11 protein-coding genes are annotated in these 16609 nt (G+C 70.8%); 9 read left to right on the top strand and 2 right to left on the bottom strand.

The features are described from left to right. Nucleotides 1–90: 90 nt before the first annotated feature. Both RAN62_RS10260 and RAN62_RS10255 read left to right on the top strand, forming a co-directional pair. Nucleotides 91–1020: a DUF5995 family protein gene (locus RAN62_RS10260; protein ID WP_305784313.1), complete on the top strand. Its 930-nt coding sequence runs from the start codon at nt 91–93 to the stop codon at nt 1018–1020. A 466-nt stretch (nt 1021–1486) separates the two neighbouring features. Next, a complete protein-coding gene (locus RAN62_RS10255; RefSeq protein ID WP_305784312.1) occupies nt 1487–2218 on the top strand; it encodes a discoidin domain-containing protein in 732 nt (243 codons plus the stop codon). Nucleotides 2219–2410: 192 nt separating this feature from the next. Here the strand turns inward: RAN62_RS10255 and RAN62_RS10250 are convergent, their stop codons facing one another. Continuing rightward, nucleotides 2411–4627 (bottom strand): diguanylate cyclase, encoded by a 2217-nt coding sequence (locus tag RAN62_RS10250; protein ID WP_305784311.1) that lies wholly within the window; start codon nt 4625–4627, stop codon nt 2411–2413. 914 nt (nt 4628–5541) lie between these two features. Further along, nucleotides 5542–6015, bottom strand: a complete 474-nt coding sequence (locus RAN62_RS10245; RefSeq protein WP_305784310.1) for an Hsp20/alpha crystallin family protein — start codon at nt 6013–6015, stop codon at nt 5542–5544. Nucleotides 6016–6216: 201 nt separating this feature from the next. Here RAN62_RS10245 and RAN62_RS10240 point away from each other — a divergent pair, with 201 nt between their 5' ends. The 7 genes from RAN62_RS10240 (at nt 6217) to RAN62_RS10210 (ending at nt 16513) form a co-directional block, all read left to right on the top strand. Further along, nucleotides 6217–7341 (top strand): threonine synthase, encoded by a 1125-nt coding sequence (locus RAN62_RS10240; RefSeq protein ID WP_305784309.1) that lies wholly within the window; start codon nt 6217–6219, stop codon nt 7339–7341. A gap of 359 nt (nt 7342–7700) precedes the next feature. Continuing rightward, nucleotides 7701–8846 (top strand): uroporphyrinogen-III synthase, encoded by a 1146-nt coding sequence (locus RAN62_RS10235; RefSeq protein ID WP_305784308.1) that lies wholly within the window; start codon nt 7701–7703, stop codon nt 8844–8846. A 198-nt stretch (nt 8847–9044) separates the two neighbouring features. Next, nucleotides 9045–9680 carry a sirohydrochlorin chelatase gene (locus tag RAN62_RS10230; RefSeq protein WP_305784307.1) on the top strand — a complete coding sequence of 212 codons (636 nt, stop codon included), beginning with the start codon at nt 9045–9047 and terminating at the stop codon, nt 9678–9680. Nucleotides 9681–9755: 75 nt separating this feature from the next. Further along, a complete protein-coding gene (locus tag RAN62_RS10225; protein ID WP_438874494.1) occupies nt 9756–11996 on the top strand; it encodes a molybdopterin oxidoreductase family protein in 2241 nt (746 codons plus the stop codon). Nucleotide 11997: 1 nt separating this feature from the next. Further along, a complete protein-coding gene (gene nirB, locus RAN62_RS10220; RefSeq protein ID WP_305784305.1) occupies nt 11998–14451 on the top strand; it encodes a nitrite reductase large subunit NirB in 2454 nt (817 codons plus the stop codon). Then, nucleotides 14448–15152, top strand: a complete 705-nt coding sequence (locus tag RAN62_RS10215) for a Rieske (2Fe-2S) protein (protein WP_305784304.1) — start codon at nt 14448–14450, stop codon at nt 15150–15152. Before nirB ends, RAN62_RS10215 begins: the two co-directional genes overlap by 4 nt. After that, nucleotides 15149–16513, top strand: a complete 1365-nt coding sequence (locus RAN62_RS10210; protein WP_305784303.1) for a nitrate/nitrite transporter — start codon at nt 15149–15151, stop codon at nt 16511–16513. Before RAN62_RS10215 ends, RAN62_RS10210 begins: the two co-directional genes overlap by 4 nt. Nucleotides 16514–16609: the final 96 nt, after the last annotated feature.

Below are 16609 nucleotides of genomic sequence, written 5' to 3'. Positions count from 1 at the left end.
GACGGCCGCGGCGGTGGCTGGGGGGTCGCCGGCGGTCGGCAGTGGACATCGGGCGCGGCCGGGGCCGCGTGGTTCGGTCAGGGGGCCGTCATGACATCAACCGTCGCATTCGACCGGGGTGGCGTCGAGAGCAGCGCCAGCCTGCTGCGCGCCGAGCGCCTCCGGCTGGCCCGGGACGAGCCGGGCCTCGTGCCGCCCGGGCGCGGCTGGGAGCCCGCGTCGGAGCAGATCGCCGACCTGTGCACCACCACGCCGGGGACCATCGGCGAGGTGCTGGCCATGCTCACGCGTACGCAGGAGATCATGCAGTTGCTCCCGCCCCCGGCCAAGAACCGGGTGGCGTCGTTCAACTCGCTCTACTTCACGATCACCGACCGGGTCGACAAGGCGCTGACCGGGCCGGGCGTGCAAGACCCCGAGTTCCTCGAGCTGCTCGACGTCGAGTTCGCCAAGCGCTACTTCGACGCCCTGCGGCTGTGGGGCGAGGAGGACCTCGCCACCCCGGACGCCTGGGAAGTCCTCTTCCGCCGCGCCCAGGACGAGAAGGTCAGCAAGCTCGCCGCCGCCATCCTCGGCGTCAACGCGCACATCAACCACGACCTGGCCCTCGCCCTGGTCGCCACGTGGGACGGCCTCGGCGTGGAGCCGCCCGACCACAAGCACCCCGACTACCTGCTCATCAACCAGATCTTCTTCGAGGAGATCCCGTCGCTGCGCCGGCGCTACTCGACCCGATGGCAGCTGCGCGTCGACGCCCTCGCCGGCGACCTCGACGACTGGAGCCAGCGGGTCCTGGTCGCGGCGACCCGGGCCCACGCCTGGGACCAGGGGCGGCGGCTGTGGGAGTTGCGCGAGGACCATGATGATCTCGCGCGGGCGAAGCTGATGATGGACCGGGCTTCCGCGTACGTGGGGGAGCTGCTTCTCACGAGCGACGGCGTCCTCAATCGGGTGGGGGATGTGTTGCGGCAGGGGCGCGCGTTCTTCCCTCGGCGGCGGGTGCCTCGGCGCTTCTCGTGAGCGACTTTCGTTGCCGGCGGCGGGTTCCGGCCGGGTGACTACTAAGTGACCGGCAAATGATCAGTGCGAAGTGGACCGGGCGGGCGGCGCACTGGTAGACCTCTTCGTCGTGATCGGCAACGAAGCGTCCCCGCCCGAGGAGCCCGCCCCGGCGCGGCGGCGACCGTCCAACCTGTCCCGGGCCGTGGGGCGGGGCTCCTCGTTCGGCGGCGCTTCGCGCTCGTCCGCGCCCGCCGCGTCGTCTCCCTCGTGTTCGGCCGGCGAGTCTTCCTCCGCTGGCGTGTCGTCTCCTGCTTCCTCGGGTGGCGTGTCGTCCTCGGGCGGCGTGTCGGCTCCTTCGTCTTTGGTCGACGTGTCGTCTCCCTCGTCCTCGGCCGGCGCTTCTTCGGCCGGCATGTCTCCGGCTGGTGGGTCTTCGGCCGGTGGGTGGCGGCGGTGGTGGCTCATCGGGCCGGCGGCTGTGATCGTGGTGGCGGCCGCGGTGGGCGTACCCGTGTGGTTCGCACTGCGGGCCGAGGCGCCGATCGGCGGAAATCCGGCGGGGGTGCCACTGGCCGGAGGCGGCGCGGCGGCCGGCACGCCCGAGCAGCCGGTCGCGCCGTCGTCCGCCGCACCCGGGACCGCCGGGCCGTCGTCCGGCGCCTCCGCGACCGATCCTGCCGCGACCGGGCAGCCCGGTCCTTCCGCGCCGGGGCCGTCCGGGCCGGCACGGCCCGGAGTTCCCGGCAAGACGCCCGCCGCGACACCGGCGACGAGCAAGCCGGCCGCACCCGGCACGCCGAAGCCGGCCGTGACCGGACGCCCCGGCACCGGCGCCGACCTGGCCCTGCGCCGCCCGGTGACCGTGTCCGGCCTGGAAGGCGACGCCTACGCCGCGGCCAAGGCCGTCGACGGCGACGACTCCACCCGCTGGAGCAGCAACTGGTCCGAGAACAGCTGGATCGCCGTCGACCTCGGCGACATCTGGTCGGTGTCCCGCGTCGAGGTGCTGTGGGAACGCTCGTACGCCGAGGAGTACCACATCGACGTCTCCACCGACGGCCGCACCTGGCGCACCGCGGTCAGCGGCATCACCGGCACGGAAGGCGAGGTCGGCACCGCCCTGGCCGACGTCCCGGCCCGCTGGGTCCGCGTCGTCAACGACCGCCGCCACCAGGACAAGTACGGCATCTCCCTGTTCTCACTCGGCGTCCGCTGATCCAGGTTTTCGCTTGCCGACCCGGGGTTTCCGCTCGCCGGCCCGCGATTCTCGCTCGCCGACCCGCAGTTCTTACTCGCCGATCCGCGATTCTCGCTCGCCGACCCGCTGGTCAGGGCGGCCCGCTTTCGCTCGATCTCGATTGACCTGGGCGGCCCGTCTCCCGCTCGGCGTCCGGTGACCCGGGTGTGCTCAAGTCAGGCCGAGCGGCCCCGCCGGGTCGGCGACGACGGTGTTGCGACCTGCGCGCTTGGCCGCGTACAGATGCTCGTCCGCGCGCCGGACCACCGACTCGGCCGTGTCGTCCGCACGCAGCGCGGTGAGCCCCACGCTGGCGGTGACGGCAAGCCCAGGAGCAAGACCCGCCCAGTCGTACGCCTCGATCGCCGCCCGCAACCGTTCGCAGCACGCCGCCGCGGCCGCCGGATCCGCCTCGATCAGCACGATGAACTCCTCCCCGCCGTGCCGCCCCGCGTACCCGCACGAAGCGCGCAGCAGATCCGCCACCCGGCAGAGCACCTCGTCACCCATCGCATGCGTGAACGTGTCGTTCACCGCCTTGAAATGATCAAGATCAAGCAGCGCAACCCCCACCGGCCCACGCCCGCCCCCGGTCGCCGCCTCCACAGTCCCGGTGTTCCGAGTCGCCGTGCCGTTCCCGGCGCCTTCGTCGTTCGGCGCCGCGCCTCCTGCTCCTGCCTCACGGCTCACACCCGGTGCCGCTCCTGTCTCACGGCTCACACCGGGTGCCGCTCCTAGCTCGCGAGCCGCACCGCCTCTTCCCGGGCGGGACGCGTCACCATCTGCTCCTGCGGCGCGGATGGCACCTCCTCCAGCCCCGGTCTCGTGGGTCGCAGCGACTACCACTGCGGCCTCGCGGCTCACACCTCCTCCCGCGCCGGCTTCGCTTCCCACCTCGCAGGTCGCGCCGCCTGCCGCTCCTGCCTCGCGGGTCGCACTGTTCCCCGTCTCGCGGGACGCACCGCCTCCTGCCTCGCGGGTCGCACTGCTTCCAGTCTCGCGGGTCGCACTGCTTCCTGCCTCGCGAATTGCGCCGCCTCCGGAGCCGACGAGCACGGCCAGCTGGGCGTCGGAGCGGCGACGGTTCCACAGACCGGTGAGGGCGTCGCGCTCGGCCATGTCGCGGAAGCGCTCGGTGGTGCGCCGCGCCTCGTCGACGGCGAACTGCGCGTGGGCCACGCGGGCCATCACCTCGCTGCGCTCCTCACGCCGGGCGGTCCAGGCCTCGTGAAATTCGACCATCTCCTGGTACGCCGCCGCGAACTCGCCCAGATCCGCATGGCACCCGGCGATCATGCGCAGCGCCAGGGCGTCGACGTCGGGAAGACGGTCACGTTCCGCCATCTCGCGACAGGCTTGCAGCGTACGCAAAGCAGCTCCGACGTTGCCCTCGTGCCGCTGGATGTCGGCGAGCGTGATCAGCGCGCTCGGGATGGCGTCCGCGTCCGTGGGCTGCGCCGACACGATCGCCTGCTCGATGATCCGCAGCGCCTCGCCCGGCTCGCCGGCCTCGAGCAGAATGCGCGCGACAGTGTCCGCGCATGACGCATTGAGCGGTTCGTTCGCCGCCTCGCTGTACGCCTGCATCTCCCCGGCCAGCTCGGCGGCGGCCGTGAAGTCCCCGTGCGTGTACGAACACCACGCCCAGTTGTTCAGATTCGCCAGAATGAGCGCGGCCACCCCGGACGCGTCGGCCAGCTCCTGCGCCGCCCGGAACTCCTGATGCGAGATGCCACCGATGCGCCGATCGTTCACCAGCGACGCCAGAATGAGCGCATGGTCGACCCGCAGCGCCGCGGGATCGCCGGGCCCGAGCATCCGATTGGCCGGGTACGCATGACGCACGGCCTGCCCGTTGTCCCCGACCCGCCACAGCCCACCCGCGATGACCGCATGCGCATGAGCCACGACCACTCGATCAGCAGCCGTCGCCAGGATCTCCCGCGCCCGCGCAATGCCGACATCGGCCCGCCCCGCGCGATTGTGCAGGTCGGCAACAACCAGCCAGGCCAGCCCGGCCGTACGCGCATCGCCCGCCTGCTGCGCCCCCTCGGCCACCGCGGTGGCCCGCTCCGCCAGCCCCACATGACTGACGTAAACACTGACCACCAGCTCGTCGATCACGGAGTCCAGAGTCAGCGGGACAGCGTCCATACCGCGAAAATCGGCACCCGCTGAGCAACTCTGAGCATTTCGGCCCCGCCCGGCCACCGCCCGAGCCCGCGGCACGGCACGGCGCGGCACCTGAGCGAAACCGCTCAAACGCACAGTCCGCATCGGCGACGACCGCACCAGAACAAGCGCCCGTGGCTCGGCGGGGTCAGCGCGGTCGCCTGCCTGACTTGAACGTGTGGTCTGCGCGCACCGCGCAAAGTCGGTCAGGTGCACGAACCTGCACCGCACGAAGTCGGTTCTGGTGCGTAACCTGCACCGCGCAAAGTCGGTTCAAATGCACGAACCCGCACCACGCCAAGTCGGTTCAGGCGCGCACACCTGGAGGCCACCCTCCTGTGTCGGGCCGATGCTCGTGCTCGCGTGGGTCCTCGCGCCAGCCGCGTAGGTCCTCGTGCCGGTTGCGCGGACCCTCGTGCAGGCCGTGCGTCCTCGTAACGGTCGCGCGGGTCCTCGCGCCAGCCGCGTAGGTCCTCGTGCCGGTCGCGCGGATCCTCATACAGCCCGTGCGGTCCTCGTAACGGTCGCGGATGTCCTCGTGCCGGCCGTGCGAGTCCTCGTGCCGGCCGTGCGAGTCCTCGTGCGATGCCTCATGCGGCGCCGGTCGCGCGCAGCCGCCGTGATGCACGGGCCGCGGCCCGGCCGCCGGTGTACTGCGGGACCGCGACGGATGTGGAGGGAATCCGTCGCCGGCGGCCGGGAGCTTGATAAGTCGTTCGGAAGCTTGACGAGCCGCTCGGGCGCCGAAGCGCGTCCGCGGCCCAGCTGGCGGCACGAGCGTCGATGGTTTCGACCGTCCCGGAGCGATTCGCTCGGCGGTCCCGGGTGTGATTCGCTCGGCGGCCTGTCCGGGAGCGATTCGCTCGGCTGCCTCTCGGGGTGTGATTCGCTCGGCTGCCTCTCGGAGTGCGGTTCGCTCGGCGGTCTGTCCGGGAGCGAATCGCTCAGCATCCCGTCCAGCAGCGAACCGCTCGCCGGACGGGATCGCTCATCCGCTCATGCTCATTTGCGCGTTACAGGCGGCGGCCATGCACCATGCCCGCCGCCCGTAGTGTTCCGCGCTCGTCTGCCGTGCGTTCCCGCCCTCGCGCCGAGCGTTCAGACGTTCTCACGCCTGCGCGTTCGCACACTCAGCTGCGTGAGATGGCCGGCTTCTCCGGCGCCTGGCTCCCCAGAACGGGCGACGCTTCCGCGCCCCGGGCGATCTCAATACGGCGCGGCTTGGCGGCCTCGGCGACCGGGATCGTCAGGGTCAGCACCCCGTCCTGCCAGGTGGCGGACACCCGATCCAGGTCGAGCCCGTCGCCGAGCTGGAGGCGGCGCTCGAACGTGCCCGTCGGACGCTCGCGGCGCAGCCACTGCACGTCGGCATCGGTGCGGGCCGAGCGCTCGGCCCGGATGGTCAGGACCTTGCCGTCGACGTCCACCTGGACCGAGCCCGGGTCCGCGCCCGCGAGGTCGCAGTGCAGAACGAAGTGGTCACCGGACCGGTAGAGGTCCATGGGCATCGCCATCGTGGCGGCCCCGGCGCCCCCTGCGGCGGCGCCGAACATCTGACCGGCCAGGCGGTCGAAGTCGCGGAAAGGGTCGAAAGTCAGCACCACGGATCCACCTCCTCGTGCGGCCCGCCGGCCTTTCCGGCGGGGCGTGTGGCGCTCGGCGATCGAGACTCACTCTGCCGAAGCAGTCACGCGGCACAGTCCGAGGTGGTTCACTCACCACGGCCTGAGCAGCAGCGACAAGTATTTTTTTAGCACTACGACCCGGCGAGTGCCAGTCCCTCGCCGAAAAAATATGGTGATCGCATGACCTCCCTCGTCGATCGCGCCGGCCGTCACTATCCGCTCCACGAACCACGCTGGCGGGGCGATGACGGCAGCCCCCTGATGGTCACCCCGCTGCGGGGGATCACCCGGGACGACGTCGCTTCGCACGTACGCTCACAATGGCGCTATGCCGCCGCCCTGCCGGACGGGATCGCGCAGCCGGTGTCGCTCGGCGAGGGATGTACGCCGTTGTTGCCGTTCGACGTTGACGGTTTGCGCGTTTCGCTCAAGCCCGAGTGGTTCAACCCGACCGCCAGCTTCAAGGACCGCGGCACGTCGGTGATGATGTCGCTGCTCCGCGCGCAGGGCGTAACCGCGATGCTCGAGGACAGCAGCGGCAACGGCGGCTCGTCGGTAGCGGCCTACGCGGCGGCGGCCGGCATCCGCGCCACCATCCTCGCCCCGGAAAGCACGTCACCGGCCAAGATCCAGCAGAGCCGCGTGCACGGCGCGACGGTCGAGCTGATCCCGGGCAGCCGCCAGGCCACGGCCGACGAGGCGGTGCGGCGCTCGGCCGAGATCTTCTACGCCAGTCACAACTGGCATCCGTACTTTCTGCAGGGCACCAAGCTGCTGGCGTACGAAATCTGGGAAGACCTGGCCTTCGACGCACCCGACGCGATCGTCCTGCCGTGCGGCGCGGGCAGCCTCGTACTCGGCCTGCACCTGGGCTTCGGCGAGCTCCTCGCGTCCGGCGCCATCACCCGCCGGCCACGCCTGCTGGTCGCGCAACCCGCGAACTGCAGCCCGCTGACCTCGGCGTTCGCTGCGGGCCGCGACGCGGTCACGCCGGGCGAGTGGTCACCCACGATTGCGGAGGGTACGTCCATCGCCCGCCCGGTGCGCGACCAAGAAGTGCTCGACGCCATCCGTACGTCCGGGGGCGCCATGTCCGCGGTGCCCGAAGAAGCCATCGCGCCGGCGGCCTTCGAGCTGGCGAGCCGGGGTCTCTACGCCGAGCCCACAAGCAGCATCGTCGTCCCCGCCATCCGTGACTTCGCAGCCCGCGGCGAGCTCGTGCCCGGACAAACCGTCGTGGTGATCCTGACCGGCACAGCCCTCAAAGCAGCCGACACGGTAGGACGCCTTCTCGCGTCGCACTGAGCGAACGCGCACACGTCGCTCCCCGCCGACCGTCATGACACAGCGGGCAAGGGGCGCCCGGTCGAGTCATCGGCGAAATGCGCGGCTCGCTCATCGCCCTCTCGCGATCAAGGAGCTGTGTGTGGGAAGCCCGCGGCCCGCATGATGCGAGGGGGTCACCGCGCGGTGTGCGAATGCGCCTGGCTCATGCGCGTTTCTGGCCCTGATCGGACAGGCGCGATCCGCCCAGGGCCAGGTCGCGCCCAAGGCGAAAGTTGATCGTGACGTCACATCGGGAGACGCGGGGTTGTGACACCGCGTTGACAGCGGGGAAACAGGGCGGCACCCGGGGCGAAATAGCTGGTCGCGAGCATCGTGCGGTGACGTCCGAACAGATCGCCGCCGGGGCCGGGCCGCTCGTGGGCTTCACCGTGGCGGTGACCGCGGAACGGCGGCGGGAGGAGCTGGCGGCCCTGCTGGAGCGCCGGGGCGCCCGGGTCGTCGTCGCGCCCGCGCTCACCATCGTGCCGCTGGGCGACGACGAGGCGCTGCACGCCGCGACCGTGGCCTGCGTCGGGCTGGCTCCCGACATCGTCATCGCCACCACCGGGATCGGGTTCCGGGGATGGCTCGAGGCGGCCGAGGGGTGGGGCATGGGCGACACCCTGCGCGTAGCGCTCAGACGCGCACGATTGATTGCGCGCGGTGCGAAACCTTGCGGGGCGATCCGGGCGGCCGATCTGAGCGAGGAGTGGTCGGCGGCGACCGAGTCCTCCGAGGAGATCCTGGAACGGCTGCTGGCCCAGGGCATCGCGGGACGGCGGATCGCGGTGCAGCTGCACGGCGGGCCGCAGGCCGAGTTCACGGGCGCGTTGCGGGCGGCCGGGGCCGCGGTCGTGGAGATCCCCGTGTACCGGTGGACGCGCCCGGCGGACGTCACCCCCGTCAAGCGGCTCGTCGGCCAGGTGACCGCCGGTCAGATCGACGCCGTGACTTTCACCAGCTCACCCGCGGTGCAGGCGCTGCTCGACATCGCCGGGGACGAAGCCGGCGGGGTGCTCGACCAGTTCCGGGGCGCGACAATGGCGGCCTGCGTCGGGCCGGTCACTGCCGCCCCGCTCGTACGGGAGGACGTACCCGTGGTCGTCCCGCAACGGTCGAGGCTCGGCGCGCTCGTCAAGATCGTCACTGACGAGCTGCCCCGGCGGGCGGCCAAGCTGTCCGTCGCCGGGGAGCAGCTGGAGATCCGCGGCCATGCGGTCGTCGTGGGCGGTCGCGTGCAGACGCTCGCCCCGGCCGCGATGGCGATCCTGACGACGCTGGCCGCGCGCCCCGGCGCGGTGGTCGCCAAGGATCGCCTGGCTGCGGCCCTTCCCCGAGGTACGGACGGCCACGCCGTCGACGTCGCCATCGCCCGCCTCCGTACGGCGCTCGGGGGCGGCGGCCACATCGAAACGGTAATCAAACGCGGCTATCGCCTCCGCGTCGACGATCAGCCAAACGTGCAGACGAACAGTGCGTCATGAGTGTTTCCGCAATCGAGCAGGGGGACACCGTGTCGTGAGCGTTCCTGCATCAAACGCGGCTATCGCTTCCGCGTCGACGATCAGCCAAACGTGCAGACGAACAGTGCGTCATGAGTGTTTCCGCAATCGAGCAGGGGGACACTGCGTCGTGAGCGTTCCGGCAAATGTGGCATCGAACGGTGTGTCGTGAGTGCTCCTGTGCTGCTGGCTGTCGCGCACGGCACGCGGTCGGCTGCTGGGCAGGAGCAGATTCGCTCACTTGTCGACCGGGTGGCTTGCCGGGTTCCGAAGGTGGACGTGCGGCTCGCCTACGTGGATGTGCAGCAGCCGTACGTGGGGGAGGCCATCCCGCGGCCCGGCACAGTGATCGTTCCGTTGCTGCTTTCGGCCGGCTATCACGTACGAGTGGACATCGCCCGGGCCGCCGAGCGGGCCGGCGCGGTTGTGGCGCCGCCGCTCGGGCCCGATCCGGTGCTGACGGAACTGTTGGTTGAGCGAACGCGCAAAGCCGAGGCGGTCGTGCTCGCCGCTGCCGGTTCGTCGGACCCCGGCTGGCGGGCGTCCGTGGACAGAGTCGCCGCCGAGCTCGGGGCGACGGTCGCCTACACGTCAGGTGACGAGAGGCGGGTGCCCGACGTTGTGGCCGAGTTGCGTGGACGCGGCGCCGGCCACGTGACCGTGGCGGCGTACCTGCTGGCTGAAGGTCTTTTCTATCGTTCCTTGCACCGCGCCGGAGCCGACGTGGTCACGCCCCCGCTGAGTGCGGAGCCGGTTGTCGAGGAGCTCGTGCTGCGCCGCTACCGGGACCTCACAATGATCTCCAGCGCAATGTAGGAACTTGCGAACAGCGCGGCAACCGTTCTGCGCGAATGAACGAAACGCCGGGTGGCGAGCATCGTTCGCGTGACGGTGACCGAGACGCATTGCCCGTACTGCGCGTTGCAGTGCGGCATGACGCTGCAGGCCGACGCCGCGGACCGCGGGAAGGTCGTGCGGCTCGAGCCGGCGGACTTCCCCGTGAACCGCGGCGGGCTCTGCGCCAAAGGCTGGACCGCCGCCGAGCTGCTCGGGCACGAGGACCGCCTGCTCACGCCGCTGGTGCGCGAGCGCAAGGGCGGCCCGCTGCGGCCGGCGTCGTGGGACGAGGCGCTCGGCGTGATCACCGCGGCGATCCGGCGCAGCCAGCGGGAGTACGGGCGGGACAGCGTCGGGGCGTTCGGGGGTGGCGGGCTGACGAACGAGAAGGCGTACACGCTCGGGAAGTTCGTGCGGGTCGCGCTGCGCTCGTCGGCCATCGACTACAACGGACGTTTCTGCATGTCGTCCGCTGCGACGGCCGCGAACCGGTCGTTCGGCGTCGATCGGGGGCTGCCGTTTCCGCTCGAGGATGTCGCTCGCGCGCAAACGCTCATGCTCGTCGGTGCGAATCCGGCGGACGCGATGCCGCCGTCGATGCAGCACCTGGAGGCGGGACGGGCGGCCGGCGCACGACACATCGTGGTGGACCCGCGGCGCACGGCGACGGCGCGGGACGCGTACCTGCACCTGCAACCGCTGCCCGGCACAGACCTGGCGCTGGCCAACGGCCTGTTGCACATCGCGGTCCGGGAGGGACTGATCGACGAGGCGTTCATCCGCGACCGGACGACCGGGTTCGACGCCGTGCGCGCGGCGGTCACCGGCTACTGGCCGCAGCGCGTCGAGCGGATGACCGGAGTGAGCGAAACGGACATGCGCGAATGCGTGCGCCTGCTGGCGACCCAGCGGCCGTCGATGATTCTCACTGCCCGCGGAGCCGAACAGCACAGCAACGGTACGGACACCGCGCAGGCCTGGCTCAACCTGGCACTCGCGCTCGGACTCGTGGGCCGGCCGTACGAGGGCTACGGCACGATCACCGGGCAGGGCAACGGGCAGGGCGGGCGGGAGCACGGGCAGAAGGCTGACCAGCTCCCGGGTTACCGGCGGCTCGACGACCCGGCGGCCCGCGCGCACGTCGCCGGGGTGTGGGGCATCGACGCCGATGAGCTGCCTCGGCCGGGCCTGTCGGCTTACGAGATGCTCGACCGGCTCGGCACCCCCGGCGGCGTCCGAGTGCTACTGGTGCTGGCTAGCAACATCGCGGTGTCCGCCCCGCACAGTTCGCGCATGCTCGAACGGTTGCGTTCGCTCGATCTGCTCGTGGTCTCCGACATCTTCCTCTCCGAGACGGCCGCGCTCGCCGACGTCGTGCTGCCGACCGCGCAGTGGGCCGAGGAAGAGGGCACGATGACGAACCTCGAAGGCCGCGTGATCCGCCGTCGGCGCGCGTTGCCACCGCCCGGCGAAGTGCGCACGGATCTGAGCGTTCTGAAGGAACTGGCGGATCGGCTGGGGCGCGGGCAGTTCTTCAGCGACCGGCCACGCGAGGTGTTCGAGGAGCTGCGGCGGGCCAGCGCTGGGGGCGTCGCGGACTACGCCGGCATCACGTATGAGCGAATCGACAAAGAGGATGGCGTTTTCTGGCCGTGCCCGGCGGAGGACCACCCCGGGACGCCGCGGCTGTTCGCGGACGGCTTCCCGACTGCCGACGGCCGGGCGCGGTTCCACCGGGTCGAGCACCGCGACCCGCACGAGACCCCCGACCGCCAGTTTCCCTACGTCCTGACGACCGGCCGGCTCATGCGGCAATACCAGAGCGGCACGCAGACCCGGCGCGTCAAGGAGTTGGACGCTGCCGCGCCGGAGCCCATGGCGGAACTGCACCCCGACCTGGCCCGGCGGCACGGCATCGCGGACGGCGACTGGGTCGAACTGCGCACCCGCCGTGGCGCTGCCCGGATGCGCGCCCGGTGCGACCCGGGGGTGCGGCCGGACACGATCTTCGCGCCGTTCCACTGGCCGGGAACCAATGTCCTCACCGATCCGGCACTGGACCCGCACTCGCGCATGCCCGCCTTCAAAGCGTGCGCGGTCGCCATCAGCCGCGCGGACGGCCCCGCCGAAGCTGCGGACGTCTCGGCCAGTGCTGCGGGCATCGCGGCCGGTGCGGCACGGGCCGACTTCGGCCAGGTCGACGAGCTGATAGGGGACGGCGTTGGCGCTCGGGGTGGCGGTGTGCGGGTGAGCAGGACGCAGTCGGAGTTGGACCGTACTCGTGGAGGGGCCTGACATGGCACAGACCCGTTTGGTGGTCATCGGCAACGGCATGGCCGGGGCTCGGACGGTGGAGGAGATTCTGGCTCGGGGCGGGGACTTCGCCATCACGATGTTCGGGGACGAGCCCTACGGCAACTACAACCGGATCATGCTTTCCAACGTCCTCGCGGGCGTCGAGGACGAGAGCGGCATCTTCCTCAACGACATCGGGTGGTACGCCGACCAGGGCATCACTCTGCACACCGGCACGCGCGTCACGCGCATCGACCCCGGCGCCAAGCTGGTGTACGCGGACGACGGCTCCACGACCGGCTACGACAAGCTGATCATCGCCACGGGGAGCCGGGCCTTCGTGCCGCCGATTCCGGGGATCCACCGGCCGGGGCGCGGCTATCACCAGGGCGTCTTCGCCTTCCGGACGCTGGACGACACCCGGGCCATGATGCGCTATGCGCGGATGCACGAACGTGCGGTCGTCATCGGGGGCGGGCTGCTCGGGCTGGAGGCGGCGCGCGGGCTGCAGAACCATCTCGGTCACGTGACGCTCGTGCACGCGGCCGGGCACCTCATGAACGCGCAACTCGACGCTCAGGGGGGCGAAACGCTCAAACGCGCGGTCGAGCAGCTCGGGATCGAGGTGGTCACCGGCGCGCACACGACCGAGATTCTCGGCAAACGCGCGGTCGAGGGTGTGCGGTTGAAGGACGGGCGCACCATTCCGTGCGACGTCGTGGTGGTCGCGGCGGGCATCCGGGCCAACGCCGACGTGGCGGAGGGGAGCGGCCTGCCCGTCGAGCGCGGCATCGTCGTGGACGACCAGATGCGCGTGGCCCCCGACATCTACGCGGTGGGGGAGTGCGCCCAGCACCGGGGCGCGACCTACGGGCTGGTCGCGCCGCTGTGGGACCAGGCCAAGGTGCTCGCGGGGCACCTCACCGGCACCGATCCGGACGCCGTCTACCACGGTTCCCGGGTCGCCACGAAACTCAAGGTCGCCGGGGTGGACGTCGCCGCCATGGGCGTGACGGCGGCGGAGCGGGACGACGACGAGACGCTCGTCTTCAGCGAACCGCGCAAGGGCGTCTACAAGAGCCTGGTCATCCGCGACGGCCGGCTGATCGGTGCCACTCTCGTCGGCGATGTGCGCAAGTACGCGTACCTGCTGCAAGCTTTTGATCGTGGTCTGCCGCTGCCCGAGGAGCGCGCCGAGCTCATGTTCGACCTGGGCGGCCCGCCCGCCGAGGTGAGCGCCGCGGACCTGGCCGACGACGCGCAGGTGTGCAACTGCAACGGCGTCAGCAAACACGCGATCGTGCAAAGCGTGCAGGGCGGCTGCAAGACCGTCACCGGCGTCATGGACAAGACCCGCGCGGGCAAGGGCTGCGGAACGTGCAAGAGCCTGGTGCAGCAGATTGTCGAATGGGCGGCCGGCGGCGAGGTGGAGAAGGACCCGAAGGCCGACTGGTACGTGCCCGGGGTGCCGATGCCCAAGCCGGAGCTGATGCGCGCGATCCGCAGCCACGGGCTCAGGAGCGTGTCGTCGGTGTTCGCCACGCTCGTTCCCGGGGGCGAGGAGGACGCGAAGAGCAAGATGGGCCTCGCGTCGCTGCTCAAGATGATGTGGGGCGACGAGTACGTCGACGAGCGCGATGCGCGTTTCATCAACGACCGTGTCCATGCGAACATCCAGCGCGACGGCACGTTCTCGGTCGTCCCGCAGATGAAGGGCGGCGTCACCACCCCGTCCCAGCTCAAGCGGATCGCGGAGGTCGCCGAGAAGCACCGGGTCCCCATGGTGAAGCTCACCGGCGGCCAGCGCATCGACCTGCTCGGCGTGCCGAAGGAGAAGCTGCCGGAGCTGTGGGCGGACCTCGACATGCCGTCCGGCTGGGCCTACGGGAAGAGCTTCCGCACGGTGAAGACCTGCGTCGGCTCGGACTTCTGCCGCTTCGGCGTGGGCGACTCGACGGCGCTCGGCATCGCGATCGAGGAGCGCTACCAGGGCATCGAGGGCCCCGGCAAGATGAAACTCGCGGTCACCGGGTGCCCGCGCAACTGCGCCGAGGCGTACGTGAAGGATCTCGGCGTGGTGGCCATCGACGGCGGCCGCTGGGAGATCTATGTCGGGGGCGCCGCGGGTGCGCATGTGCGCAAGGGCGATCTGCTCGCGACGGTCGGTTCGGCGGACGAGGTGCTCACGCTGACCGGGCGGTTCCTGCAGTACTACCGGGAGAACGCCAACTGGCTGGAGCGCACCTACGCGTTCGTGCCCCGCATCGGCATCGAGCACATCCGCGGTGTCGTGGTGGAGGACAGCGAGGGAATCGCCGCCGATCTGGACGCGGCGATGGCGGCTTCCGTCGCGGCATACCGGGATCCGTGGAAGGAACGCGCCCAGCCCGCCACGCCTGGGCAGTTCCGCACGTCGCTCCCACTGACCGTCCTGCCCCAGGTGCCGGTCCGATGAGCGCAACGAACAAGACGCCGGTGAGCGCAATGAGCGAAACGCGCACGAGCGCAGCCAACGCCACGGGCGTGGGTGCGGGCGACGTCACGGGCGTGGGTGCAGTGAGCGTGGCGCCGGTGAGCGCAATGAGCGATACGCGCATGAGCGCAGCCAACGACTCGAGCACGAGCGCAGGCGACACCACTGGCGTGGGTGCAGTGGGCATGGCGCCGGTGAGCGCAATGAGCGATACGCGCATGAGCGCAGCAAACGCCACGGGCGTGGGTGCGGGCGACGTCACGGGCGTGGGTGCAGTGAGCGTGGCGCCGGTGAGCGCTACGGATGGGATGCGCAGGGGCGGGAGGGGCGAGGCGCGCATGAGGCTGCTGCCGGCTGCGGGCGACGGAGTTCGGATCGGGTTGCTGGACGAGGTGCCGCCGGGGGAGGGGCGTGCGTTTGTTGTCGGCGGGGAGGCGGTTGCCGTCTTCCGGTTGCGGGACGGTTCGTTGCGGGCGGTTTCGGCGGTGTGCCCGCATCGGGGCGGGCCGCTTGCCGACGGGCAGATCGACGCGCGGGTCGTGGTGTGCCCGCTGCATTTGAACGCATTCGACCTGGCCACCGGCTGCGCCCTCGGGGACAGCGGGCTGCCCGGTCTCAGGACTTATCCCGTCGGCGTGGACGAGGACTCGTACATCGTTCTTCTTTCGGAGGTTTCCGCATGAGTACTGCCACCGACCCCGCCGCAGGCGTGGAAACGATCACGGCGACAACCGCTCCGGCCAGAACGGGCCTGCGCGGGCGATGGATCGATGACTGGCGGCCCGAGGATGCGGCTTTCTGGGCCGGGGGTGGCGCGGCGATCGCGCGGCGGAATCTTGTTTTCTCGATCTTCAGCGAGCACATCGGGTTCTCGGTGTGGACGCTGTGGTCGGTGCTCGTGCTGTTCCTCGGCCCCGCGTACGGCGTCGATCCGGCCGGGAAGTTCGTGCTCACGGCGGTGCCGGCGCTGGTCGGGTCGGTGCTGCGGATTCCCTACACGTTCGCGGTTGCGCGGTTCGGCGGGCGGAACTGGACGATTGTGAGCGCTTCGCTGCTGCTGATTCCGGCGGGGGCGGCTGCGCTGCTCATCGAGCCGGGGGTTTCCTACACCACGCTGGTGATTCTGGCGGCGCTCGCGGGCGTGGGCGGGGGCAACTTCGCTTCGTCCATGGCGAACATCAATGCCTATTATCCGGACCGGCTCAAGGGGTGGGCGCTCGGTGTCAACGCCGGTGGGGGAAACCTGGGTGTCGCCGCGGTGCAGCTCGTCGGGCTTCTTGTGCTGGCCGTGTCGGGTGCGGGGCATCCTCGGCTCGTCGCCGGGATCTATCTGCCGCTGATCGTGCTCGCGGCGCTCGGTTCCGCGCTTTACATGGACAATCTGTCGCAGGCGCGCAACGAGAAGCGGGGCATGCGTGACGCCGCGCGGGAGCCGCACACGTGGATCATGTCGCTGCTCTACATCGGGACGTTCGGGTCGTTCATCGGGTTCGGCTTCGCGTTCGGGCAGGTGCTGCAGGTGCAGTTCGCCGACGTGTTCAGCACGCCGGTCGAGGCCGCCTGGCTGACCTTCCTCGGCCCGCTGCTCGGCTCGCTCATCCGTCCCGTCGGCGGCGCGCTGGCCGATCGGCTCGGCGGCGCCCGGGTCACGTTCTGGACGTTCATCGCGATGGCGGCCGGGGCGACAATTGTGCTCGTCGCGTCGCAGCGGCACTCGCTCGGGCTCTATCTGGTCGGGTTCATCGCGCTGTTCGTGCTGAGCGGGCTGGGCAACGGGTCCACCTACAAGATGATCCCGCGCATCTTCCGGCTCAAGCACCCGGACGACCACCATGAGGCGCGGCGGCTGTCGGGTGCGGTCATCGGGATCGCGGGGGCGATCGGCGCGTTCGGCGGGGTGCTGGTCAACCTGGCCTTCCGCCAGTCGTTCCTGGCCACGAAGACGGCCGACGCGGCGTATCTGACGTTCATCGCCTTCTACGCGCTGTGCGTCGTGGTCACCTGGGCGGTCTACCGGCGCCGCGACTTCGACAGAGCGGTGTGAGGGAAGACCGCGCAGTGTGAGGAAGGCCGCGCGGTGAGGGAGGGCCGCGCGGTGAGGGAGGGCCGCGCGGTGAGGGAGGGCCGCGCGGTGAGGGAG

Origin of the sequence: Symbioplanes lichenis (assembly GCF_030709675.1) — a bacterium.
In the GTDB taxonomy this organism is placed as follows: Bacteria; Actinomycetota; Actinomycetes; order Mycobacteriales; family Micromonosporaceae; genus Actinoplanes; species Actinoplanes lichenis.
The sequence above is the reverse complement of the archived record's forward strand: the minus strand, read 5'-3'. Positions and strand labels throughout refer to the sequence as shown.